Source organism: Thermomonospora umbrina (assembly GCF_003386555.1).
Classification (GTDB): domain Bacteria; phylum Actinomycetota; class Actinomycetes; order Streptosporangiales; family Streptosporangiaceae; genus Thermomonospora; species Thermomonospora umbrina.
In genome coordinates this window covers 5207735-5228524 of the sequence record NZ_QTTT01000001.1, presented here as the reverse complement: position 1 = coordinate 5228524, position 20790 = coordinate 5207735, and the positions used below count along the sequence as shown (strand labels likewise).

21 protein-coding genes are annotated in these 20790 nt (G+C 73.2%); 7 read left to right on the top strand and 14 right to left on the bottom strand.

The annotated features are described in order from the left end of the window. Positions 1–238: 238 nt before the first annotated feature. The 5 genes from DFJ69_RS23310 to DFJ69_RS23290 all read right to left on the bottom strand — a co-directional run bounded on the left by DFJ69_RS23310 (position 239) and on the right by DFJ69_RS23290 (position 5508). Positions 239–1924 (bottom strand): ribonuclease J, encoded by a 1686-nt coding sequence (locus DFJ69_RS23310; RefSeq protein WP_116024567.1) that lies wholly within the window; start codon positions 1922–1924, stop codon positions 239–241. Further along, a complete protein-coding gene (gene dapA, locus DFJ69_RS23305; protein ID WP_116024566.1) occupies positions 1921–2841 on the bottom strand; it encodes a 4-hydroxy-tetrahydrodipicolinate synthase in 921 nt (306 codons plus the stop codon). The genes DFJ69_RS23310 and dapA overlap by 4 nt, the downstream gene beginning before the upstream one ends. A gap of 246 nt (positions 2842–3087) precedes the next feature. Next, positions 3088–3306, bottom strand: a complete 219-nt coding sequence (locus DFJ69_RS23300) for a hypothetical protein (RefSeq protein ID WP_116024565.1) — start codon at positions 3304–3306, stop codon at positions 3088–3090. Between the two features lie 184 nt (positions 3307–3490). Beyond that, on the bottom strand, positions 3491–4516 hold the full coding sequence (locus DFJ69_RS23295) for a glycoside hydrolase family 18 protein (protein ID WP_245974536.1): 1026 nt from the start codon (positions 4514–4516) through the stop codon (positions 3491–3493). 20 nt (positions 4517–4536) lie between these two features. Next, on the bottom strand, positions 4537–5508 hold the full coding sequence (locus DFJ69_RS23290; protein ID WP_116024564.1) for a DMT family transporter: 972 nt from the start codon (positions 5506–5508) through the stop codon (positions 4537–4539). Here DFJ69_RS23290 and DFJ69_RS23285 point away from each other — a divergent pair. The 4 genes from DFJ69_RS23285 to DFJ69_RS23270 all read left to right on the top strand — a co-directional run bounded on the left by DFJ69_RS23285 (position 5507) and on the right by DFJ69_RS23270 (position 8903). Beyond that, a complete protein-coding gene (locus tag DFJ69_RS23285; protein ID WP_116024563.1) occupies positions 5507–6922 on the top strand; it encodes an aminotransferase-like domain-containing protein in 1416 nt (471 codons plus the stop codon). The genes DFJ69_RS23290 and DFJ69_RS23285 overlap by 2 nt on opposite strands. Positions 6923–6931: 9 nt before the next feature. Continuing rightward, positions 6932–7474: a CGNR zinc finger domain-containing protein gene (locus DFJ69_RS23280; RefSeq protein WP_116024562.1), complete on the top strand. Its 543-nt coding sequence runs from the start codon at positions 6932–6934 to the stop codon at positions 7472–7474. A gap of 145 nt (positions 7475–7619) precedes the next feature. After that, positions 7620–8153 (top strand): GNAT family N-acetyltransferase, encoded by a 534-nt coding sequence (locus tag DFJ69_RS23275; RefSeq protein WP_116026837.1) that lies wholly within the window; start codon positions 7620–7622, stop codon positions 8151–8153. 168 nt (positions 8154–8321) lie between these two features. After that, the gene (locus tag DFJ69_RS23270) at positions 8322–8903 is read left to right on the top strand and encodes a hypothetical protein (RefSeq protein WP_147312394.1); all 582 of its coding nucleotides are present in this window, start codon (positions 8322–8324) and stop codon (positions 8901–8903) included. A 24-nt stretch (positions 8904–8927) separates the two neighbouring features. On the opposite strand, the gene DFJ69_RS23265 is transcribed toward DFJ69_RS23270, so the two are convergent. Beyond that, a complete protein-coding gene (locus DFJ69_RS23265) occupies positions 8928–9905 on the bottom strand; it encodes an RICIN domain-containing protein (RefSeq protein ID WP_116024560.1) in 978 nt (325 codons plus the stop codon). 327 nt (positions 9906–10232) lie between these two features. Between DFJ69_RS23265 and DFJ69_RS23260 the strand changes: the two genes are divergently transcribed. Further along, positions 10233–11870: an MFS transporter gene (locus DFJ69_RS23260; RefSeq protein WP_245974535.1), complete on the top strand. Its 1638-nt coding sequence runs from the start codon at positions 10233–10235 to the stop codon at positions 11868–11870. Positions 11871–11896: 26 nt separating this feature from the next. Next, positions 11897–12763: a 1,4-dihydroxy-2-naphthoate polyprenyltransferase gene (locus DFJ69_RS23255; protein WP_116024558.1), complete on the top strand. Its 867-nt coding sequence runs from the start codon at positions 11897–11899 to the stop codon at positions 12761–12763. Here the strand turns inward: DFJ69_RS23255 and DFJ69_RS23250 are convergent. Together DFJ69_RS23250 and DFJ69_RS23245 are read right to left on the bottom strand one after the other, a co-directional pair. Continuing rightward, complete coding sequence (locus DFJ69_RS23250; RefSeq protein ID WP_116024557.1) at positions 12760–13746, bottom strand: hypothetical protein; 987 nt, start codon at positions 13744–13746, stop codon at positions 12760–12762. The two genes, DFJ69_RS23255 and DFJ69_RS23250, sit on opposite strands and share 4 nt — an antisense overlap. Positions 13747–13819: 73 nt before the next feature. After that, complete coding sequence (locus DFJ69_RS23245; RefSeq protein WP_116024556.1) at positions 13820–14503, bottom strand: uracil-DNA glycosylase; 684 nt, start codon at positions 14501–14503, stop codon at positions 13820–13822. A 100-nt stretch (positions 14504–14603) separates the two neighbouring features. Here DFJ69_RS23245 and modA point away from each other — a divergent pair, with 100 nt between their 5' ends. Then, positions 14604–15350, top strand: coding sequence for a molybdate ABC transporter substrate-binding protein (gene modA, locus DFJ69_RS23240; RefSeq protein WP_116024555.1), 747 nt, complete (start codon positions 14604–14606; stop codon positions 15348–15350). Between the two features lie 7 nt (positions 15351–15357). Here the strand turns inward: modA and DFJ69_RS23235 are convergent, their stop codons facing one another. Genes DFJ69_RS23235 through DFJ69_RS23210 form a run of 6 tightly spaced genes read right to left on the bottom strand, consistent with a single transcriptional unit; the run spans position 15358 to position 20731 of the window. Then, positions 15358–16203 carry an SCO6745 family protein gene (locus DFJ69_RS23235; protein ID WP_116024554.1) on the bottom strand — a complete coding sequence of 282 codons (846 nt, stop codon included), beginning with the start codon at positions 16201–16203 and terminating at the stop codon, positions 15358–15360. Between the two features lie 9 nt (positions 16204–16212). Then, the gene (locus tag DFJ69_RS23230) at positions 16213–17562 is read right to left on the bottom strand and encodes a pentapeptide repeat-containing protein (protein ID WP_170177750.1); all 1350 of its coding nucleotides are present in this window, start codon (positions 17560–17562) and stop codon (positions 16213–16215) included. Between the two features lie 43 nt (positions 17563–17605). Then, on the bottom strand, positions 17606–18190 hold the full coding sequence (locus tag DFJ69_RS23225; RefSeq protein WP_116024552.1) for a transglutaminase-like domain-containing protein: 585 nt from the start codon (positions 18188–18190) through the stop codon (positions 17606–17608). After that, complete coding sequence (dapB, locus tag DFJ69_RS23220; protein WP_116024551.1) at positions 18187–18927, bottom strand: 4-hydroxy-tetrahydrodipicolinate reductase; 741 nt, start codon at positions 18925–18927, stop codon at positions 18187–18189. Before dapB ends, DFJ69_RS23225 begins: the two co-directional genes overlap by 4 nt. A gap of 55 nt (positions 18928–18982) precedes the next feature. Then, positions 18983–19357, bottom strand: a complete 375-nt coding sequence (locus DFJ69_RS23215) for a phage holin family protein (RefSeq protein WP_116024550.1) — start codon at positions 19355–19357, stop codon at positions 18983–18985. 48 nt (positions 19358–19405) lie between these two features. Then, the gene (locus DFJ69_RS23210) at positions 19406–20731 is read right to left on the bottom strand and encodes a M16 family metallopeptidase (protein ID WP_116024549.1); all 1326 of its coding nucleotides are present in this window, start codon (positions 20729–20731) and stop codon (positions 19406–19408) included. Positions 20732–20790 lie beyond the last annotated feature (59 nt).

The window sequence follows — 20790 nt, the reverse complement described above, 5'->3', positions numbered from 1 at the left end:
CCCACGCCCCCCGCGCCCGGTCTCGAGGTCTTCAGACGGGCGGCCCTCCGCTGGCGCTCCGGGCCGCCCGCCTGAAGGACCGGGCAAAACCCCCGCCGGGTTGCGGTTCGGACATCGGTGGTTGCCCGCTCCGAAGGGGGCCATGGCGGGCCTTCGAGCGTCGGTGGTCACCGTTCGAGATGTCGCCCTCGTTCGTGAGGGTGTCCCTTGTGGGGTCTCCCCCACAAGGGACACGCTCCTAGACCTCGACGATCACCGGGACGATCATCGGGCGGCGACGGTAGTTGTCGTTCACCCAGCGACCCACGGTGCGGCGGATCAGTTGGTTGAGCTGGTGCAGCTCGCCGACGCCGTCGGCGGCGGCCTCGCGGAGGACCTCCTCGATCCGGTCGATGACCGCGTCGAAGTCGGCGTCGGAGATCCCGGCGCCGCGGGCGTGGATCTCGGGTCCGGCGACCAGTTTGCCGGTGGAGGAGTCGACCCCGATGACGATGGAGACGAAGCCCTCCTCGCCGAGGATCCGCCGGTCCTTCAGGGAGGTCTCCGTGATCTCGCCCACCGACAGCCCGTCCACGTAGACGTAGCCGGCGGGGACCGCCCCGACGATGGACGCCCGCCCGTCGACGAGGTCGACGGCCACGCCGTCCTCGGCGATGACGATGTTCTCCTTGGGGACGCCGGTGAGCTCGGCCAGCCGGGCGTGGGCCTTCAGGTGCCGCCACTCGCCGTGGATGGGCATGAAGTTGCTCGGCTTGGTCAGGTTGAGCACGTACAGCAGCTCGCCCGCGGACGCGTGCCCGGACACGTGCACCAGGGCGTTGCCCTTGTGGACGACGCGGGCGCCCCAGCGGGTCAGACCGTTGATGACGCGGTTGACGGCGTTCTCGTTGCCCGGGATGAGGGAGGACGCCAGCATGACCGTGTCGCGGTCGGTGATGCGGATCTGGTGGTCGCGGTTGGCCATGCGGGACAGCGCCGACATCGGCTCGCCCTGCGAGCCGGTGCACACCAGCACCAGCCGGTCGGGCGGGACGTCCTCGATCTGCCGCTGCTCGATCAGGATGCCGTCGGGCACGTTCAGGAAGCCCAGCTCGCCCGCCACGCCCATGTTGCGCACCATCGACCGGCCGACGAAGCAGACCTTGCGGCGGTTGGCGACGGCGGCGTCCAGCACCTGTTGGACGCGGTGGATGTGGGAGGCGAAGCAGGCGACGATGATCCGCTCCTGCGCGGTGCGGAACACGTCGTCGACGACCGGGCCGATCTCCCGTTCGCTGGTGACGAAGCCGGCCACCTCCGAGTTGGTGGAGTCGGACATCAGCAGGTCGATGCCCTCGGCGCCGAGCCGGGCGAAGCCGCCCAGGTCGGTGAGCCGGCCGTCCAACGGGAGCTGGTCCATCTTGAAGTCGCCGGTGTGGAGCACCAGCCCGGCCGGGGTGCGCACGGCGACCGCCAGCGCGTCCGGGATGGAGTGGTTGACCGACAGAAACTCCAGGTCGAACGGGCCGAACCGGTGCCGCTGCCCTTCGGCCACGCCGAGCGTGACCGGACGGATCCGGTGCTCGGTGAGCTTGGCCTCGATGAGCGCCAGCGTCAGCCGGGATCCCACCAGTGGGATGTCGGCGCGTTCGCGCAGTAGGAACGGCACGCCGCCGATGTGGTCCTCGTGCCCGTGGGTGAGGACGATCGCCTCGACGTCGTCGAGCCGTCCGCGGATGTAGTCGAAGTCCGGCAGGATCAGGTCGACTCCGGGTTGTTCCTCCTCAGGGAAGAGCACCCCGCAGTCGACGATCAGCAGTCGTCCGCCGAACTCGAACACGGTCATGTTGCGGCCGATCTCCCCGAGGCCGCCGAGCGCGACGATGCGCAGTCCGCCGTCGGGAAGCTCCGGCGGGCTGGACAGTTCGGGGTGAGGATGGCTCACCTATCAACCTCCGGCACCTTGACGCCCCCTTGTCCGAGGTCTTCCCGCAGGCGCGCCGTGAACTCCGGCGTCGCCGGAACCAGCGGGGGGCGGAGTGCGCCACCCGGAAGGCCCAGCAGGCCGAGGGCCGCCTTGACGGCGATGGCGCCCTGCGTGCGGGTCATGATCGCGGTGACGACGGGGAGCAGCCGACGGTGGATCGCCAGCGCCCGGCCGACGTCGCCGGCGCGGTATGCCTCGATCATCTCATGGAGGTCGGCCCCGACGACATGTCCGACCACGCTGACGAACCCGGCGGCGCCCACCGACAGCCACGGCAGGTTCAGCACGTCGTCGCCGGAGTAGAAGGCCAGGTCGGTGCCCGCCATCACCTGAGAGCCGGCGAACAGGTCGCCCTTGGCGTCCTTGACGGCCGTGATCCGGGGATGTTCGGCCAGGCGAAGCAGGGTCTCGGTGTGGATGGGCACGCCGGTGCGCCCCGGGATGTCGTACAGCATGTTGGGTAGGTCGGTGGCGTCGGCGACCGCCGTGAAGTGGGCCAGCAGGCCCTCTTGGGGCGGCTTGTTGTAGTACGGCGTCACGACCAGCAGCCCATGGGCACCCGCGGCCTGCGCCCGCGCGGCCAGCTTCAGCGTGTGGGCGGTGTCGTTGGTGCCGACACCGGCGATCACCGTGGCCCGGTCGCCCACCGCCTCGAGCACCGTCCGGAGCAGCCGGTCCTTCTCCTCGTCGGAGGTGGTGGGGGACTCGCCGGTCGTGCCGCTGACGACGAGGCCGTCGTTGCGCTGTTCGTCGACCAGATGGGCGGCCAGCCGCGCGGCGCCGTCGTGGTCCACGGTGCCGTCGGCGGTCATCGGCGTGACCATCGCGGTCAGCATCCGGCCGAACGGGGCGTCAGTGGTTGTGCTGGGTGCCATGTCCCGAACGGTACCGCTCCGGCGGGACGGAGGCGCGCCCGCCGGCTCCGTTCGGGGAATGGGCGGCCGCAGATCGGGCACGGGTCCGGGCAAGGGGAGACGCGGCGGCTGTGCGCTCGGGGGTACGTACAGCCGCCGCGTCTACACCGACATCGTGGCATGCAAAAGCAACGTTACGGCGTGAATTCGGACCACTTTTCCGGACTCGATTGAGTAACGCGGCGGGGCCCGCGCCGCTAGGAATGCTCAGGCCGCGTCGGCGGGGCCGGCCAGGCCCGGAGGGCGGGGCACCGACAGTTCGCGGAGCCGGGCCCGCAACTCGTCGACGTCGCGCGTGCGGACCAGCTCGTTGCCGCGGACGGCCCACCAGTGGCCCGAGCCGCCGTGGCCGATCCGCCATCCGGCGAACTCGGCCGAGAGCTCTCCGAGCCGGTGGATCACCTGTGCCGTGGTGTGGGACTGCATCTCCCTCGACCTCACTCCCCGCAGCCGGATGCTGCGCCGTGTTCCGACCGGCCGCCGACCCCCTGTCGGCCGCTGACTCGCACGGAATGGTTTACCCCTGGATGGTCCTGCTATGACATCCCTTTTACCTGCGCGAACCCAGATCGGGGAACGTGATGGGCTGGGTATCGATTCCGCCAATGTTCTATGACTCCGCCGTTAGCCAGGCGGCCCGGTAGCGCTCCCAGTCCCGCCGGTCGGTCGTCCACTCCGCATAGACGCCGAGTCCGTAGGGACGGGCGGGTGGTCGGGCGAGGGCGTCGACGCCCTTGCGGACGCCGCGCAGGGCCCCCGGGAGGTCCTCGGCCCATTCCAGCTTCGTCGGGTAGGTCGGCACGCCCATGAACACCGTGGTGCGGTCGCCGATGAGCCGCAGCGTCCGTTCGGTGTGGAACGCGAAGTGCCGGCCCACCAGCGACCTGGTCGGCAGCGGGACGTCGTAGGTCATCACGGCGACCTGGTCGGACCGGTCGGCGATCGCGCGCAGGTAGTCCTCGGTGGGCCGCGGCGGGTAGTGCAGGCCGCCGTTCCAACCGGCGGGCAGCAGGGTCCGATACACCGGTTGCATGAAGTCGGCGAGGGTGAGCTCCTCGATGGCGACCGACAGCAGCCGTCCTCGGGAGCGCGTCAGCTCGCGGGTCCGGTCGAGCAGCTCCAGGAACGCGGTGTCGTCGGGATAGATCGGCTCGAAGTCGTAGTGGATGCCGTCGAAGCCGAGGTCGAGGAAGACGCGGTCGGTGGCCAGCACCCGGTCCCGGACGGCCGGATCGTCGAGGTCGATGATCCCGTGCCCGTCCACCGTGCGGATCTGCCCGAGGTACGCCTGGGCGCGCACGCCCGGGGCGTGCCGGCGCATCGCCTCGATCAGCCTTCCCGCGTTGGTGTACTTGGCGGGCGGTACGGTGCCGTCGGCCTCGAAGGGGCCGGCGTGGAAGTAGACGTCGGTGATGCGGTTCCGCTCGAGCAGGGCGGCCAGGTCGCGGTACTCGGCGTCGGTGTGCGCCTCGCCGACCCACTGGTGCCGGGCCCACAGCGCGTTGGTGTCCGTACCGCCGCCGCGGGGCTCGTCCTGCCACCACAGCCAGGTCTGCGCCAGGAAGATCCCCAGCAGGCCGACGGCGTAGGCGGTGGCCCAGCCCGTGAGGCGCACCGACCGCCGCAACCATTGCATTCCCGACATACCTCCACAGATCACCCTTTCATCGTGGGACGCGCGGCGACGGGGGAACGTTCACCGCCGGCCGGCGCGGACGCCGGCGGGGAGGTGCGCACGCGGGCCCGTTGGGACCAGGCCACACAGATCGCCACCACGAGCGCGGCCGGCCAGGTGAGGCCGTCGAGGTGCTCGCCGAGGAGCCAGGCCGACCACACCAGCGTCATGATCGGCTGGGCGAGTTGGAACTGGCTGGCCCTGGCGACGCCGATGCGGCCCATCCCCGCGTACCAGGCGAAGAAGCCCAGGAACATCGAGAAGGCCGAGACGTAGCCGAATCCGAGCACCGCCTCGCGGGTCCAGTGCTGCTCGGTGGTGCTCATCAGGACCAGCGTCACGGGCACCGAGACCGGCGTCGCCAGCACCAGCGCCCACGAGATCACCCGCCAGCCCGGCATCTCCCGCGACAGCCGCCCGCCCTCGGCGTAGCCGTACGCCGCGGTGAGCAGGGCGCCGACCAGCAGGAGGTCCGCCGAGGTGAGGCGGCCGCCGCCCTCGGCGACGGTGAAGACCGTGATGGTCAGCGCGCCGACGGCGGCGGCCGCCCAGAACCCGCGCGAGGGCCGCTCCCCCGTGCGCAGCGACGCGGTGATCGCGGTGGCGGCGGGCAGCAGACCGATCACCACGGCCGAGTGGGAGACGGAGGCGCCGGCGTCCAGGGCCAGCGTCGACAGCACGGGGAAGCCGAAGACCACGCCGAGGCCCACCGCGAGCAGGCCGCGGATCTGGTGGCGGGCGGGAGGCCGCGCCGTCACGGCGGCCAGCGCGCCGGCGGCCAGGAGCGCGGCGACCGCCGCGCGGCCGACGCCGACGAGATAGGGGTCGAGGCCGTCCAGCGCGTAGTGCGCGCCGGGGAACGAGAACGAGAAGGCCAGCACGCCCAGCAGGGCGAGGCCGGGGCCGCTCAGCGCTATCGATCTGCGGGCAGTAGCGCTATCCTTGTCCGTCATGTCCCAGGATAGCAGTATCGCCCAACTCGCCGATCTGCTGCGCGGCGAGATCGACCGGCTGGGCCCCGGCGAACGGCTGCCGTCCAGCCGCACGCTCGTCGAACGGCATCGGGTCAGCCCGGTCACGGTGTCGCGGGCGCTGGGCGTGCTCACCGCGGAGGGACTGGTCGTCACCCGGCCCGGCAGCGGCACGTTCGTCGCCGGGCGCACCCCGTCCGGTCGCGCACCGCGTGCCGCCGACCACGGTTGGCAGGCCGTCGCGCTGGGCGATCGGACGGTGCACGCCGGGGGCCTCACCGGGCTGCTGGATCCCGCTCCCGAGGGCGTCATCGCGCTCGGCGGCGGCTATCTGCCCCCGACCCTGCAGCCGTTGCGGGCGCTGGCGACGGCGGCGGCCCGGGCGGCGCGCAGGCCGGGCGCGTGGGAACGCCCTCCGCTGGCCGGGATCGACGGGCTGCGCACCTGGTTCGCCCGGACCATCGGCGGCGATGTCACGCCCGGGGACGTCCTGATCACCGACGGCGGCCAGCACGCCATCAGCATCGCGCTGCGGGCGCTGCTGCCGGTGGGCGCGCCGCTGCTGGTCGAGTCCCCCACCTATCTGGGAGTGCTCGCGGTGGCGCGCGCCGCCGGGCTGCACGCGGTGCCGGTGCCCGTGGACGGCGACGGGGTACGACCCGACCTGCTCGCCGACGCGTTCGCGATGACGGGCGCGCGGGTGTTCTACTGCCAGCCGACCTTCCACAATCCGACGGGGACGGTGCTGGCCCCCGAACGCCGCCGGCAGGTGCTGTCGGTGGCCCGCGCCGCCGGGGCGTTCGTCATCGAGGACGACTTCGCCCGGCACCTCGCCATCGAGCCCGCTCCCCCGCCGCTGGCCGCCGACGATCCCGACGGCCAGGTGCTGCACATCGCCTCGCTGACCAAGGCCAGCGCGCCGAGCCTGCGGATCGCGGCCCTCACCGCGCGGGGGCCCGTGGCCGAACGGGTTCGGGCGGTGCAGGTGGTGGACTCCTTCTTCCCGTCCCGGCAGCTCCAGGAGACGGCGCTGGAGCTGGTCAGCTCACCGGCCTGGGCACGGCACCGACGGGCCGTCCGGGCGGGGCTCCTCGCCCGGCGCGACGCGCTCGCCGTCGCGCTGGCCCGCGACCTGCCCGAGGTACGGGTCGAGCCGGTCACGGGCGGGCTCTACCTGTGGGCGCGGCTGCCGGACGGCGTCGACGACGTCGCCCTGGCGGAGGCGGCGCGGCGGGAGGGCGTCGTGGTGAGCGCGGGACGCCAGTACTTTCCCGCCGAGCCCGACGGCCCGTACCTGCGGATCAGCTACGGCATGGCCGCCTCGGAGGCGGAGCTGGCCGAGGGTGTCCGCCGACTCGCGCGGGCGCCGGCGGCGATGCCCGCCCGGCCTTCCTAGGATGGGAAGGTGACCGGCTCGGACGCCGCGCTGCTGCTGCGGGACTTCGTCAACACGCTCAACGTCGAGACGTCCGCCGACGAGATCGACACCGCGGACGGCCTCGGCACGTGGCTGGCGGAGCGCGGCCTGTTGCCGGCGGGTCGGCTCGGCCCCGGCGACGACGCGCTGACCACGGCTTTGATCCTCCGCGAGGGCCTGCGGGAGGTGCTGCTCGGCCACCACGGCCCGACGGCCGGGGCGGACGGGCCGGGGCTCGCGGACGTGCTGCGGCGGCTGCCGCTGTGCGTGTCGCTGACCGTCGACGGCCCGGTGCTGCTCCCGGTCCACGACGGCGTCCCGGGGGCGCTGGCCCTGCTCGCCGCCGCGATCCAGGACGCGGCGGCGGACGGGAGTTGGCGGCGACTGAAGGTCTGCCCCGAGGACACCTGCCGCTGGGCCTTCCTCGACACCTCCAAGAACCGTTCCCGCACCTGGTGCTCGATGCGCGTCTGCGGCAACCGCACCAAGACCCGCGCCTACCGCGCCCGCCGCCGCCCGGTCGCCCCCTGACCGACCCCCGGCGCATCGAGCCGCCCGTCCAACCGCACGAGCACCGGTGGGGGCGGTCGGGAGCGCGGGCCGGCGTGGGCCCGTTCGGGTGAAGGGGGGCGGCGGTACGCTGGCGCGGGCAGGGGTGATCACGGAGAGGACGGCCATGGCTGACGTCGGCGTACGGCCCGCTCGGCGGGCGGATGCGGCGGCGGTCGCCGAGATCCAGGTGCGGGCCTGGCGGGAGGGTTATCGCGACCTGCTGCCCGCCGAGGCGCTCGCCGAGGTGACGAGCCCGGAGGCCGCGACGGTGTGGCGGGAGCGGTGGGCGGAGGCGGCCGTGGCGCCGCCGAGCGCCCGGCACCGGCTGCTGGTGGCCGTCTCCGCCGACCTCGTGGTGGGTTTCGCCGCGCACGCCCCCGCCGAGGACGCCGACCTCGACCCGTCCGACACGGCCGAACTGGTGACGTTGCTGGTCGACCCGCTGCACGGCCGCGCCGGGCACGGCAGCCGGCTGCTGGCGGCCAGCGTGGACCTGCTCCGCGAGGACGGCGTCGGCACGCTGGTCGCCTGGGCGTTCGAGGGCGACATGGTGATGCGCCGGTTCCTCGGCTCCGCGGGCTGGGCGCCCGACGGGGCGCGCCGGACCCTGGACATGGGCGCGCCGGTCGTCATGATCCGGTTGCACACCGGCCTGTAGGCGTCCCGCGCCGCGGAACACGGCCGCCGAACGGACGACGAACGATCTCGAACGGTGCCGTACGGCCCGTGCCGTTCGCCACCCCGACCTCCCCGGGCATCGTCGGCCCGTACCCCGCCGGTCCCGTGATCGCGGGACCGAACATCCGACAGTTCTGGGGAGGGACCCTTGGCACCCAAGTCCATCCGACGGGGCCTGATGATCGGGCTCATGGTCGGCACCATGGCGGTGACCGGTGTTCCGGCCGTCTCGGCGGCCACGGGGGCGGTCGCCGGGAAGCCCGCCGACCCGGTGGCCGAGTCCGCCGGCGACCTCGTGGCGACACGGGGCGCGGCGCTCGCAGGAGGCCATTCGCACCGGATCCACTGCCGGGTGCACGCCACGCGCCCGCACCTGCTCCGCCACGGCCACGGACACGGTCACGGACACGGCCACCACCGCCGCCTGATCAAGATGGCCGGGCACATCAGGTGCAACCACCGGGTCAAGGCCCTGCGCATCAAGGTGAGCCTCTACAGGAACGGCCGATTCCACGGGTCGAGCGGCTGGCGGGGCAGGCACCACGCCCGTCACGTCGGCGTGGCCATCGCCCGCAAGTGCCACCGCCACGGCTGGGACGACCGTTCCCGGCTCGGCGGCGCGTACTACAAGGGCAAGGTGTGGGCGAAGGTCGTCTACCCGCACGGGTACAACCCCGCGCGGCGCTCGACCATCGTCACCACCCGTACCGTCTGGCTCCGGTGCCACTAGACCGGAACACACCGGCCGCCGTCCCTAGCGGACGGCGGCCGGATCCTCGAACGGGGTCAGATAGAAGCGGAGATCGCCCTCCCAGGACGCGCCCGGCCCGGGAGGCCCGACCCGCACGCGGAGGGCCGGATCGGCCAGGGTCCGCAGCCGCAGGCGGCTGGGCAGCCAACTGTGCCCTTCGCGGGGCAGCACCTCGATGCGCAGCAGTTGGCCGGGATGGGCCGGTGAACAGTCGCGCAGCCGCAGGTGGCCGATGTCGCCGGAGGGCTCGACGGTGACGCAGCCCGGAGGCGGGGCGGCCCGGATCAGGTAGGCCGCGTCACCGGCGTGCTGGAAATGGAAGCGCTGCCCCGCGGTCATCCGGCAGGGCTGCCGGACGATGGACGGATCACTCGACGGGCCCTCGACTCCCAGGCACACGCCGTCCCTGAGCGTGTGGACGCGGTACCAGCCGTCCAGCAGCGGACCCGTGGGCGCGGCGGTCCCGATGGCCGTCGGCGAAGTGCGCCGCGCCGCCGGGTCGACGGTGGGGCCCGGAGCGCTGGCCGTCGCGCAGACGACGATCGCGGTCCCCCCGGCCAGAACGCCGATCAGGGCTCGACGCCTGACCTCGGGGCGGGTCGGGGCGACGACGGGGGGCTCCGTACGCGGCGGGGCGGGCGAGGGGTCGGCGGGCGGCGGTTCCGTGTGAACGGGTGGGGCGGCGGTGCCGTTCTCGGCGGCGATCGCGATGCGTCGGCGGACGTCGATCCACTCGGCGACCGTGGCGGGGTCGCCGCCGCAGGCGCGGACGAAGGCGGAGATCAGCGGCTCCGCCGGGAGCGAGGCCCGGTGCAGCGCCGTCGCCAGCGTGCTGGGGGGCAGATGGTCGCCGTTCGCCGCGGCCCGGCGGCCCAGGTCCCGATAGGAGTATCCGGACCACGCCTTGAGACATCGGGCCCTGCCGACATATTCCTCGGCCGTCCGCGCGTCCCGCGGAGTCGGCGGTGACTGTGCAGTCATTTCCTCGCCCCCGAGCGATACGGCGCCGAAGAGACCCGGTTGCACGCACTTCGGCGGTCCGGTCCCCAGTATCACCGATGGGCCGGAAGGAACGACGGGCGGCTGCACACCATCCGAATAGCCGGAAATGGCAGACAATGGCGGTTAATGGCAAGCCATGCCCGGAAAGGGCGCCCCGACGGGGCGAGGTCGCGCCGGCGGGCGGCGGTCCGCTGGGGTGGGGTCGGGACGGGGGGCGCCGGCCCTGCGGTTATGTTGGAGGCGCATGGTGGGGCAACCGCCCGCCCGCACCTTCCGACCCGCACCTTCCCGAGCCAGGATGATCGATTGAGCGCGCCCGCGACCGCCCCCGCCCCCGCAGAGACCGCGGAGCGACCCGGACGGCGACGGCGTCACCTGGCGCTGGTGGTCATGAGCCTGGGCGTCTCGCTGGTCGTCGTCGACGCCACCATCGTCAACGTCCTGATCCCCCAGATCGTCGCCGGGCTCGACCTGACCACCGGCGAGGCCGAGTGGGTCACCTCGATCTACCCGATGGTCTTCGCGGCGCTGCTGATCCCCTGCGGCCGGGCCGGCGATCTGGTCGGGCGACGGCGCATGTTCGTGCTGGGTGTCGCGGTGTTCACCGTGGCGAGTCTGCTGGCGGCGGCGGCCCCCGGCGGCGGGGCGCTGATCCTGGCGCGGGCCCTGCAGGGCGTGGGGGCCTCGCTGCTCATGCCGGCGACCCTGTCCACCATGAACGCGGTCTTCACCGGCCGGGAACGCGCCATCGCCTTCGGGATCTGGGGGTCGCTGATCGGCGGGATGGCGGCGCTGGGCCCCCTGCTCGGCGGGGCCATCGCGACCTCGCTGAGCTGGCGCTGGGCGTTCGGGATCAACCTGCCGCTCGGACTGGCGCTGATCGTCGGGGCGCTGGCCCTGATGCCGGAGACCCGCCAGACGGGGGTGCGCGGCGTCGACTGGCTCGGCGGCGCGCTGGCCGCCCTGGGCCTCGGGGCGTTGGTCTGCGGCCTGATCGAGGGCCCCTGGTACGGCTGGTGGGCCGCCACCCGGACGTTCCACATGGGGCCGGTGACGTGGCCGGACGGCGGGCTCTCGCCGGTGCCCGTCGTGCTGGCGCTCGGTGCGGCCCTGGTCGTCGCCCTGGTCCTGGTGGAGCGGGCCCGCAGCGCGGCGGGACGGCCGGTGATGCTCGACCCGGCGCTGTTCCGGATCGGGAGCTTCCGGCAGGGCAACCTGGCCGCCGCGCTCGTCAGCGTGGGCGAACTGGGCCTGCTGTTCGTGCTGCCGTTGTTCCTGGTGGGCGTGCACGGCGACTCTCCGCTCCAGATCAGCGTGGCGATCCTCCCGCTGGCCGTGGGGGCGTTCCTGGCCGGTCCGTTCGCGGGCAGGCTCGCCAACCGGCGGGGCGCGCACCGGGTCGTCCAACTGGGGCTGCTGCTGGAGGTCCTGGCGGTCCTCGCCGTCGGGCTGACGCTGACCTCGGGCACCACCGGCTGGGGGCTGGCCCCCTGGATGCTCGCCTACGGTGTGGGCCTGGGGCTGACGTCGGCGCAGTTGACCAGCGTCAGCCTGGCGGACGTCCCGCCGGCGCACGCCGGGCAGGCGTCCGGCACGCAGTCGACGTCCCGGCAGGTCGGCGCGGCGCTGGGCATCGCGCTCATCGGCACCGTGTTCGCCACCGGCCTGGGCCGCGAGATGACCGACCGGCTCCGCGACACCCCGCTGACCGCCGAACGACGGGCCGAGGTCGTCCACGAGCTGCGGGAGAGCGCCGGCACGTACGCCCGCGACCTGCACGAGGACCCGGCCGCGCGGGTCGAGGCGGCGGCCGCCGACGAGACCCTCGCCACCGCGGCGCGCCAGGCGGTGCTGGTCACGGCCGCCCTGCTCGCCGTGGGGCTGATGATGAGCATGCGGCTGCGGCCCGGCGGCACCGTCCATCGGGAAGAATCAGGATCATGAAGACGCGGCAGAAGGAGTCCTGACCGGTGGCCACCCTCTCCCAGTGGATCGCCGGGTCCCGCCCCCGAACCCTCCCCGCCTCCCTCGTCCCCGTCGTCGCCGGCACCGGCGTCGCCGTCGGCGAGGGGCACGCCGTGTGGTGGCGCGCCGGGCTCGCGGCGCTGGTGTCCCTGGCCCTGCAGGTCGGCGTGAACTACTCCAACGACTACAGCGACGGCGTGCGCGGCACCGACGACGAGCGGGTGGGGCCGTTGCGCCTGGTCGGCTCCAAGGTGGCGCGCCCCCGTCAGGTGCTGGCGGCGGCGCTGGGCTGCTTCCTGCTGGCGGCGGTGGCCGGGCTGGTGCTGGCGGCGGTGACGAGCTGGTGGCTGCTGCTGGTGGGCGCCGCCGCGATCGTGGCCGCGTGGTTCTACACCGGCGGCACGACCCCGTACGGCTATCGGGCGCTCGGCGAGCTGTCGGTGTTCGTGTTCTTCGGGCTCGTCGCCGTGGTCGGCACGGTCTACGTGCAGGTGGAGGGTGTGCCGTGGGAGGCGTGGGCGGCGGCGGTGCCGGTCGGCCTGATCGCCTGCGCCCTGCTGGTGGCCAACAACCTGCGGGACATCCCGACCGACACCGAGTCCGGCAAGCGGACCCTGGCGGTCCTGCTCGGCGGGCCGCGCACCCGGGTGCTGTACGCGGCCTGCGCCTCCCTGCCGTTCCCGATCGCGCTCGCCGTGGCGGCCCCGCACCCGTGGGTGCTGCTGACCCTGCTGGCCGCGCCGCTCTCGCTGCCGCCCACGCAGAAGGTGATGAACGGGGCCAAGGGACGGGACCTGATCCCCGTGCTGGGCGAGACGGGCCGCCTGCAGATCGCCTACGGCGTCCTGCTCGCCCTGGGTCTGGCCCTCTAGGACCTCGGCGAGCACCCGGCGGGTCGTTGGGGTCGCTCGGCGAGCAGCACGGCACCGGCCAGGGCGAGGATCAGACCGGAGATCAGGCCCGCCAGCAGCGTGTAGCCGCCGAGGGCGGTGCCCTCGCCCCCCAGCTCGCCGGGCCGGCCGATCAGGACCAGCATCTGGTAGAGCGACTGGCAGAACATCGAGCCGGCGCCGACCCAGGCGGCGGTCAGGGGACCCAACAGCCGTCCCGAACCCCGGCGGAACACCAACGCCAGCAGCCCCAGGACGCCCACGACGGCCATGGCGCCCCAGACCCCGGCGACGACGTACGAGGCGGTGGACCGGTCGTCGAGCATGTCGTCGGAGATCCCGGCGTCGCCGCCGAGCGCCCAGTACCCGTGCACGACGACGTACGGGACGGCGAGGACGGCGGCGGTCACGACCATCAGGGACTGCAGGGAGGCCGTCGGCCCCTTCGGCAACGCGGCGGTCCGCGTCCGGAACACGTCAGGCCAGCGGTCCCGCGCGTACAGCGCGAACGCGGCCATCAGCCCGATGCCCTGCAGCGTGAAGCCGGTGTACACCATGACGAAGACCCACGTCTCCAGCCCCATGTCCGGCTGGGCGGACCCCGACGAGCCGACGGCGGCCTCGATCGCCATGGCGGGCAGCGCGGCCACGACGATCGGGGCGAGCAGGCCCGCGGCGACCCAGATCGGCGTGAGCACCAGCCAGGCCGGGAGTCGACGTCCCCAGCCGTAGGTCAGCGCCAGCGCCACCACGACGGCGATCATGTCCATCACCAGCGTGATGGCGTTGGCCGTGTACAGGGCGGAGCCCTCCGCGTCGGCCGGGTCGATCCAGCCGACGGTGCCGCCGCTCAGCCAGAGGACCTTGAGGGTGAGGTAGGGGACGCAGGCGGCGATGGTCAGCCAGCACACGATCAGCCGGAGGTTCCGCGGCCGGGCGGCCCCCGCGTGAGTGATTGCGGTCATGACGTCCACTGTCCGCCGACCGTGTCCGCGACGCGTCCCGCCTCGGGGCCAGAAGGCTCCCCCGCACGGGGGATCAGCCCGGCAGCGCCCAGTCGATCTCGGCCAGGCCGGCGTCGGTGAGGGCCTTGTTGACGGCGCTGAACGGCCGGGTGCCGAAGAACTTCTTGGCGCTCAGCGGGCTCGGGTGGGCCGACTCGATGACCACGTGGGCCGGGTTGGTCACCAGCCGGGCCTTCTTGCGCGCGTAGGCCCCCCACAGCACGAACACGACCCGCTCGTCCTTGGCGTTCAGGGCGGAGATGGCGGCGTCGGTGAACTCCTCCCAGCCCTTGCCCGCGTGAGAGCCCGCCTCGCCCGACCGCACGGTCAGCACGGCGTTGAGCAGCAGCACGCCCTGGTCGGCCCACGGGGTCAGGTCGCCGCTCGCGGCGGCGGGCACCTCGAGGTCGGCTGCCAATTCCTTGTAGATGTTGCGCAGCGACGGAGGCAGCCGGACACCCTCGCGGACGCTGAAGCTCAGCCCGTGGGCCTGCCCGGGGCCGTGGTAGGGGTCCTGCCCGAGGATCAGCACCCGGGCGTTGTCGTACGAGCAGTGGCGAAAGGCGTTGAACAGATCCTCACGCACCGGAAAGACCGTCTGCCGCTCGTATTCGTCGGCGACGAAAGCGCCGAGCGCCGCCGTGCCGATCGGGTCGAGCAACGGGTCGAGCCGCTCGCGCCAATCGCCGGGCAGCAGCTCCATCAGGTCGAGGGACATCGTCGGGCCTCCGGGGGAATGTCGATACCACCCAGGACCCTATGACCTGCCGCCGACAAAGCACGGGCGAAACACGGCCACGGCCCTATGATCACCACATATGCCCCCTCGCCCCCTCCTTCCACGGTCGGTCGCCTGTGTCGCCGCCCTGCTGCTCACCCCGGGCTGCGGCGGGTCGTCCGGGCCGGTGACGCTCACCGTGTTCGCCACGTCCGCGCTGACCGAGGCGCTGACCGAGCTGGGCGGACGCTACGGGCGCTCCCACGACGTACGGGTGCGGTTCGTCTTCGGCGGCTCGTCCGAGCTGGTCGAGCGTCTCCGCGACCGGCAGCGCGCGGACGTGCTGGTGACCGGCGACGAGACGGCCATGCAGCCGGTGGCCGACGACGTCGGCCGGCGGCGCGTCATCGCCCGCAACTCCCTGACGATCGCCGTCGCCCCCGGCAACCCGGCGGGTGTCCGCGGCCTCACCGACCTGGGCCGACCCGGCCTGCGCGTCGTCCTGGGCTCGGCGACGTCGCCGGTCGGCCGATACGCGCGGCGCGTCCTGGACGGGGAGCGGCTCGCGGTACGGCCGGTGTCGGAGGAGATCGGCGCCCGATCGGTCCTCACCCGGATCAGGACCGGGGAGGCCGACGCGGGCATCGTCTACATCACCGACATGCGCTCGGCGGGGGCGGCCGCGAGCAGCGTGGCGATCCCCGCCGACCAGAACACCACGGTCGCCTACCCCGCCGCCGCGCTCGTCGACGGCGACCACGAGGAGGCCGCGGAGGCCCTCATCGCGTGGCTGGGGTCGGCCGAGGCCCGCGGAGTCCTCCACCGGCACGGCTTCGCGTCGCCCTAGCCCACGGTCACGACGGACGCGGCAGCCCCATCGGGTTGGGGAAGCGCAGCCCCGCGGCGGCCCCCTCCCCCAACGGCCGCACCAGCGGGATCAGCGCCTCCGGGTCGGGGAGCGCCGCCAGGTAGGGCTTGGCGGCGAGTTCGTCCGTACGGGCCTCGATCCGCCCGCGCAGCTCCCGACCGGCCGGGGTGACCGCTCCGTCGCCGGCCACCAGGCCGCGCGCGGCGAGCCGGTCGACGGCCGCCGCCCAGTCCTCCGGCGTCCAGGCGCGGGAGAGCCGGATCATGTCCGCCGGGACGCCCTCGATCGCCGACATCAGAACGTGGACCTCGCAGCCGTCCAGCCCCTCGGCGGCCAGCACGGCGACGTGTCCGTCCCCGCGATGCTCGCGGAGCGCGGTCGCCGCCTGCCACAGCACCTCGACGGGGTCGTCGCGTTCCGGCAGGTCGCGGTTGGCCCCGAACAGCGGGCGACCCGAGGCCTCGGCCGCCGCGACGACGGCCGCCAGGAGCGGGTTCACCGAGGGGGCCGCCTCGTCCACCTCGGGCACCAGCCTCCGCAGCGCCGTGGCCGCTCCCTTCGCCCGGGCGTCCAGGATCGCGGCCGGAGCGGCGAACCCCCACGCGTCCGGAACGGCGCGACGGACCCTCGAAGGGTGGAAGTTGTAGAAGACGGCCTCCACGACCCCCGCCGGAACCGGGCCCAGCGGCGCCGCACGCGCACCGAAGTACCCCATCCAGTACCCCCGGAGCCCCACCGCCCGATGGGCCTCCAGGCACTCGTCGGCGAAGTAGGTGACCGCGTGCACGGGCTCCATGACGTGCCAGAGGGCTCGCGCGAACGACTCTTCCATGACCTCTCCTCAACGTCTGACCCGACCGCGCACGGCCAGGACGCCCAAGCCCAGCAGGACGGGCCCCAGGAAGCGCAGCACGAGTTCGATCCACTCCCCCGTCGGCGTCAGTTGCGCCTCCGTCCCCCGCAGCAGCGACGTGGCGGCGCGGAGGGTGAAGCGGAACGAGTCGCCGTAGTCCATCTTCACCTTGGCCGGGAACCCCCACGTCATGAACCCGGCGGCGGCGAGCGCGACCACGACCGCCAGCGCCGTGAACGACCGCCACGCCCTCAACCCGTACCCGGACACCAGCCAGTACAGCGACAGCAGGACGTACTCGCCGGTCGCCGCCGTCCAGCCGCGCAGGCTCCGGTTCCGCCACTGCTCCCTGGACAGCCGCCCGGAGCCGAGTCGGCGCATCTCCATCTCGCCGTAGTAGAAGTCGGCGGCTCCGGGCCCGTCCCCGCTGTCCTCGCGGCCCTTGCGCAGCGCGCGGTAGGTCTTGACGACCTCGCCGGCCAGTTGGGGCGCCTCCACGTCAGGCCAGTCGACGGGAGGCCGCCAGCGTTCCCGGGCCCGCCGCCCGCCGCCGTGCTCGGCCCGCCACCGGACCTCGTCCCCGATGACCTCGCGGCGCGCCAACCGCAGCCGCCGAGGGGTCAGACCGAACGCGTCGTCGGTGCGGACGCGCAGCAGGTCGAGGTTGTGCGCGTGCATGAGCTTGCAGGCCGACAGGTCGGCTCGGGAGATGCTGAGCGTCGCCACGTCCGTGCCGGAGACGGTCACGAGCCGAGGACGACGGGCGGGCCGCCCGTACCGTTCACGCTCCGCCGTGTAGGTCGCCACCCGCGACGCCGGCCCCAGCTCGCTGTCCTTGAGGATGATGTCCGCGCCGTCGAGCTGGAACTGAACGCCCCCGTAGAACGAGGCCCGTTCACAGCGCACCAGGCCCGTGACGAACTCCAGGCGCGCCCGGCGATGGAAGACGACGAGCCGGAAGTCGATCTCCTTGGCCCGCAGCGGGCCCATCAGTCGGGTCTCATGGAACTGCACCCGGTCGAGGCGCAGCACACCGTCGATCTCGGCGTGCTCCAGCAGGAGACCGGTCTCGAACACCGCCCCGGTGAAACGGGCGTCGCCGGTCACCGCGACGTCCTCGAAGTTCGCGAACTTCTCGAACGTCGTCTCGTGGAAGTCGACGCCCCGCTCGAACACCGCCCGGGTGAAGAACACCCGCGCCTTGAACACGGCCCCCGAGAAGTCGGGCCGTTCGGTGAAGACGCAGTCGGTGAAGATCGCCGGCGTGTCGAACACCCGGTCGCGGAAGTCCGCGGCGCCGAACGTCCGGCCCGTGTAGTCGTGTTCGGCGGGGGTCACCCGGCGCACCCTAGGACGCGCCGGACGTCCCCGGCAACCCGGCTCAGTCCTCCAGCGCGCCCGGCAGGCCGCCGTCCTCGCACAACGCCACGCCGTCGTCGTGCGAGCGCAGGACGTCCAGAACGACCGGCGCCGGCGACGGGTACACCTTCGGGTAGTCGATCTCCCCCAGCTCCGGCCGCACCGTGTAGAGGAGCCGGTCCTCGGTGGCGGAGAACCCGACGTCGGGACCGCGCGGGTCGAGCCGGACCCAGTGGTCCTCCAGCAGCACGGCGGCCAGCCCGTGCAGGAAGTGCCCCGTGCCGTCGTCGGACAGCCGCTGATAGCACAGGCCCGCCTCGATGCCCCCCGCCCGCAGCAGCGCCACCAGCAGGTGGGACTGGGCGTAGCACAGGCCCACCCGCTCGCGGAGCACATCGGAGGCCCGCCAGGTGGGCCGCCGGTCGCGGACGTCCAACGGATGGACGACCTCGTCGCGCACCAGCGCGAAGGCCGCCTCGGCGAACGCGAGGTCGTCCCCGGTGCGCAGCGAGGCCGCCGCCGCGACGATCAGGTCGTGCTCGACGTCGATCGCCTCGTCGGCCCCCAGGTACTCCCAGGGCTCCCCGGCCAGGATCGGCGGTGTCACAGGCCCAACAGGGACTCGATGCCGACGGTGAGCGGCTCGGGCAGGTCGGCCACCCGACGCACCGCCAGCAGCACCCCCGGCATGAACGACTCCCGGTTCATCGAGTCGTGCCGGATGGTGAAAATCTCCCCGTGCCCGCCGAGCAGCACCTCCTGGTGGGCGATCAGGCCCGCCAGCCGGACGGCGTGGACCCGGACGCCCTCGACGTCGGTCCCGCGGGCCCCGGCGAGCTCGGAGGTGGTGGCGTCGGGCGAGGGCCCGGACCCGGCCTTGGCGCGGGCCTCGGCGACCAGCTCGGCGGTGCGGTACGCGGTGCCGCTGGGGGCGTCGATCTTGTTCGGGTGGTGCAGCTCGATGATCTCGACGGACTCGAAGAACGGGGCGGCCCGACGGGCGAAGTCCATCATCAGCACGGCGCCGATGCCGAAGTTGGGCCCGACGAGCACCTTGGCGCCCGGCGCGTCCTCCTGCCAGGCGCGCACCCGGGCCAGCCGGTCGGAGTCGAAGCCGCTGGTGCCGACGACCGCGTGCAGGCCGTGCTCGACGCACCAGCGCAGGTTGTCCATCACGACGCCGGGGTGGGTGAAGTCGACGACCACATCGGCGGCGGTGAGCGGGGCCAGGTCGTCGCCCTGGTCGACGGCGGCGACCAGCTCCAGGTCGTCGGCCCCCTCGACGGCCCGGCACACCTCGGCGCCCATCCGGCCCCGCGCGCCCAGCACCCCAACGTTGATCACGATCGTCCCTCCGCCTCCGCGACACGGTGATCGCCCGAGCCTATCGCGGGGGTGCTCAGTCCTCGCCGGCCAGCACGGCGTTCAGCAGCCAGCTCACCACGCCGACGATGATCGCGCCCCAGAACGCCGGCCAGAACCACTCCACGTGGAACGGCAGGTCCAGCTCTCCGGCCGCCCAGCTCGTCAGCATCAGCAGCGCCGCGTTGACGACCAGCGCGAAGAGCCCGAACGTCAGGATGTAGAAGGCGCAGCCCAGCACCTTGATCACGGGCTTGATCAGGAGGTTGACCAGACCGAAGATCACCGCGACGACGGCCAGCGTCCCGACCTCACCGGCCCGGGTCGAGGCCCTGACGTCCACACCGTCCAGCACGGCCGCGGCGACCCACAACGCGACGCCGGTCGTCAACACCCGGATCAGGAGGCCCATGCGAAGGGGCCTACCCGGACGGACGCCTCCGCCAAACGGCCGGCGGGGTCAGAGGGAGAAGTCCCGATCGCCGAAGGGACCGACCACGGTGAGGGTGCCGACCTTGTCGAGCACCTCGCGGGCCATCTCCCGGACGTCGTCGTGGGTGACGGCCTCGATCCGCGCCAGTACGTCGTCCACCGGCAGCAGGTGCTCGTACACCAGCTCGCTCTTGCCGATCCGGCTCATCCGGGAGCCGGTGTCCTCCAGCCCGAGGACCATCGACCCGCGCAACTGGCCCTTGCCCCGCTCCAGCTCCTCGTCGTCGAGGCCGCCGGCGGCGAGCTTGGCCACCTCGTCGCGGCAGATCGACAGCACCTCGTCGACCTTGCCGGGCTGGCAGCCCGCGTAGACGCCGAACGTGCCCGTGTCGGCGTACTGCGCGGTGTAGCTGTAGACCGAATAGGCCAGCCCGCGCTTCTCCCGGACCTCCTGGAACAGCCGGGACGACATGCCGCCGCCCAGCGCCGCGTTGAGGACCCCGAGGGCGAACCGCCGGTCGTCGGTGCGAGCCACGCCCACGCCGCCGAGCACCAGGTTGGCCTGCTCGGTGTCCTTGTCCACCACCCGGACGCCGGGCAGGGCCGGGGCGCCGACGCCGCCGATGCGGGGCGCGGCCGGTGTCGCGTCGCCGTCCAGACGGCCCGCGAACGCCTCGGTGACGCGGCGGACCACGTCGTCGTGGTCGATGTTCCCGGCCACGGCGACGACGAGGTTCGGGGTGCGGTAGTGGTCGCGGTAGTAGCGGTCGATGACGTCACGGGACAGCGCGTTGATCGACTCGACCGTGCCGAGGATCGGGCGTCCCAGCGGCACGTCGCCGTACAGCGCGGTGGAGAACTCGTCGTGCACCAGGTCGCTCGGGTCGTCGTCGCGCATGGCGATCTCTTCGAGGATCACCCCGCGCTCGGCCTCCACGTCCTCGGCCCGGTTGAGCGACGCGATGACCATGTCGGACACCACGTCCACCGCCAGCGGCAGGTCGGTGTCCAGGACCCGCGCGTAGTAGCAGGTGTACTCCTTGGCGGTGAAGGCGTTCAGGTCACCGCCGACCGCGTCGAGCGCGGCGGAGATCTCCAGCGCCGAACGCCGCCGGGTCCCCTTGAAGAGGGTGTGCTCCAGGTAGTGCGAGGCGCCGGAGTCGCGGGCGTCCTCGTCCCGGGAGCCGACCCCGGCCCAGATGCCGAACGCCGCGGAGCGCACGGTGGGCATGGTCTCGGTGATGACGCGCAGCCCGCCGGGGAGCACGGTGCGCCGGACGGCGCCGGCCCCGTCCGCGCCGGGATGGACCAGATGGGTGGTGCCGGGCTCCTGTGCCCTGGCCGACAGCGTCACGCCGCCCTCGCCTCTCGTTCGTTCAGGCTCTGCGCGGGTTCTCCCCGGGAGGCGGACCC

Excerpts from the sequence above, each read along its gene's own strand:
- dapA (WP_116024566.1), bottom strand. The coding sequence starts at position 2,841 with ATGGCACCCAGCACAACCACTGACGCCCCGTTCGGCCGGATGCTGACC.
- DFJ69_RS23300 (WP_116024565.1), bottom strand. The coding sequence starts at position 3,306 with ATGCAGTCCCACACCACGGCACAGGTGATCCACCGGCTCGGAGAGCTC.
- DFJ69_RS23295 (WP_245974536.1), bottom strand. The coding sequence starts at position 4,516 with ATGCAATGGTTGCGGCGGTCGGTGCGCCTCACGGGCTGGGCCACCGCC.
- DFJ69_RS23285 (WP_116024563.1), top strand. The coding sequence starts at position 5,507 with ATGTCCCAGGATAGCAGTATCGCCCAACTCGCCGATCTGCTGCGCGGC.
- DFJ69_RS23290 (WP_116024564.1), bottom strand. The coding sequence starts at position 5,508 with ATGACGGACAAGGATAGCGCTACTGCCCGCAGATCGATAGCGCTGAGC.
- DFJ69_RS23275 (WP_116026837.1), top strand. The coding sequence starts at position 7,620 with ATGGCTGACGTCGGCGTACGGCCCGCTCGGCGGGCGGATGCGGCGGCG.
- DFJ69_RS23265 (WP_116024560.1), bottom strand. The coding sequence starts at position 9,905 with ATGACTGCACAGTCACCGCCGACTCCGCGGGACGCGCGGACGGCCGAG.
- DFJ69_RS23250 (WP_116024557.1), bottom strand. The coding sequence starts at position 13,746 with ATGACCGCAATCACTCACGCGGGGGCCGCCCGGCCGCGGAACCTCCGG.
- DFJ69_RS23245 (WP_116024556.1), bottom strand. The coding sequence starts at position 14,503 with ATGTCCCTCGACCTGATGGAGCTGCTGCCCGGCGATTGGCGCGAGCGG.
- modA (WP_116024555.1), top strand. The coding sequence starts at position 14,604 with ATGCCCCCTCGCCCCCTCCTTCCACGGTCGGTCGCCTGTGTCGCCGCC.
- DFJ69_RS23235 (WP_116024554.1), bottom strand. The coding sequence starts at position 16,203 with ATGGAAGAGTCGTTCGCGCGAGCCCTCTGGCACGTCATGGAGCCCGTG.
- DFJ69_RS23215 (WP_116024550.1), bottom strand. The coding sequence starts at position 19,357 with ATGGGCCTCCTGATCCGGGTGTTGACGACCGGCGTCGCGTTGTGGGTC.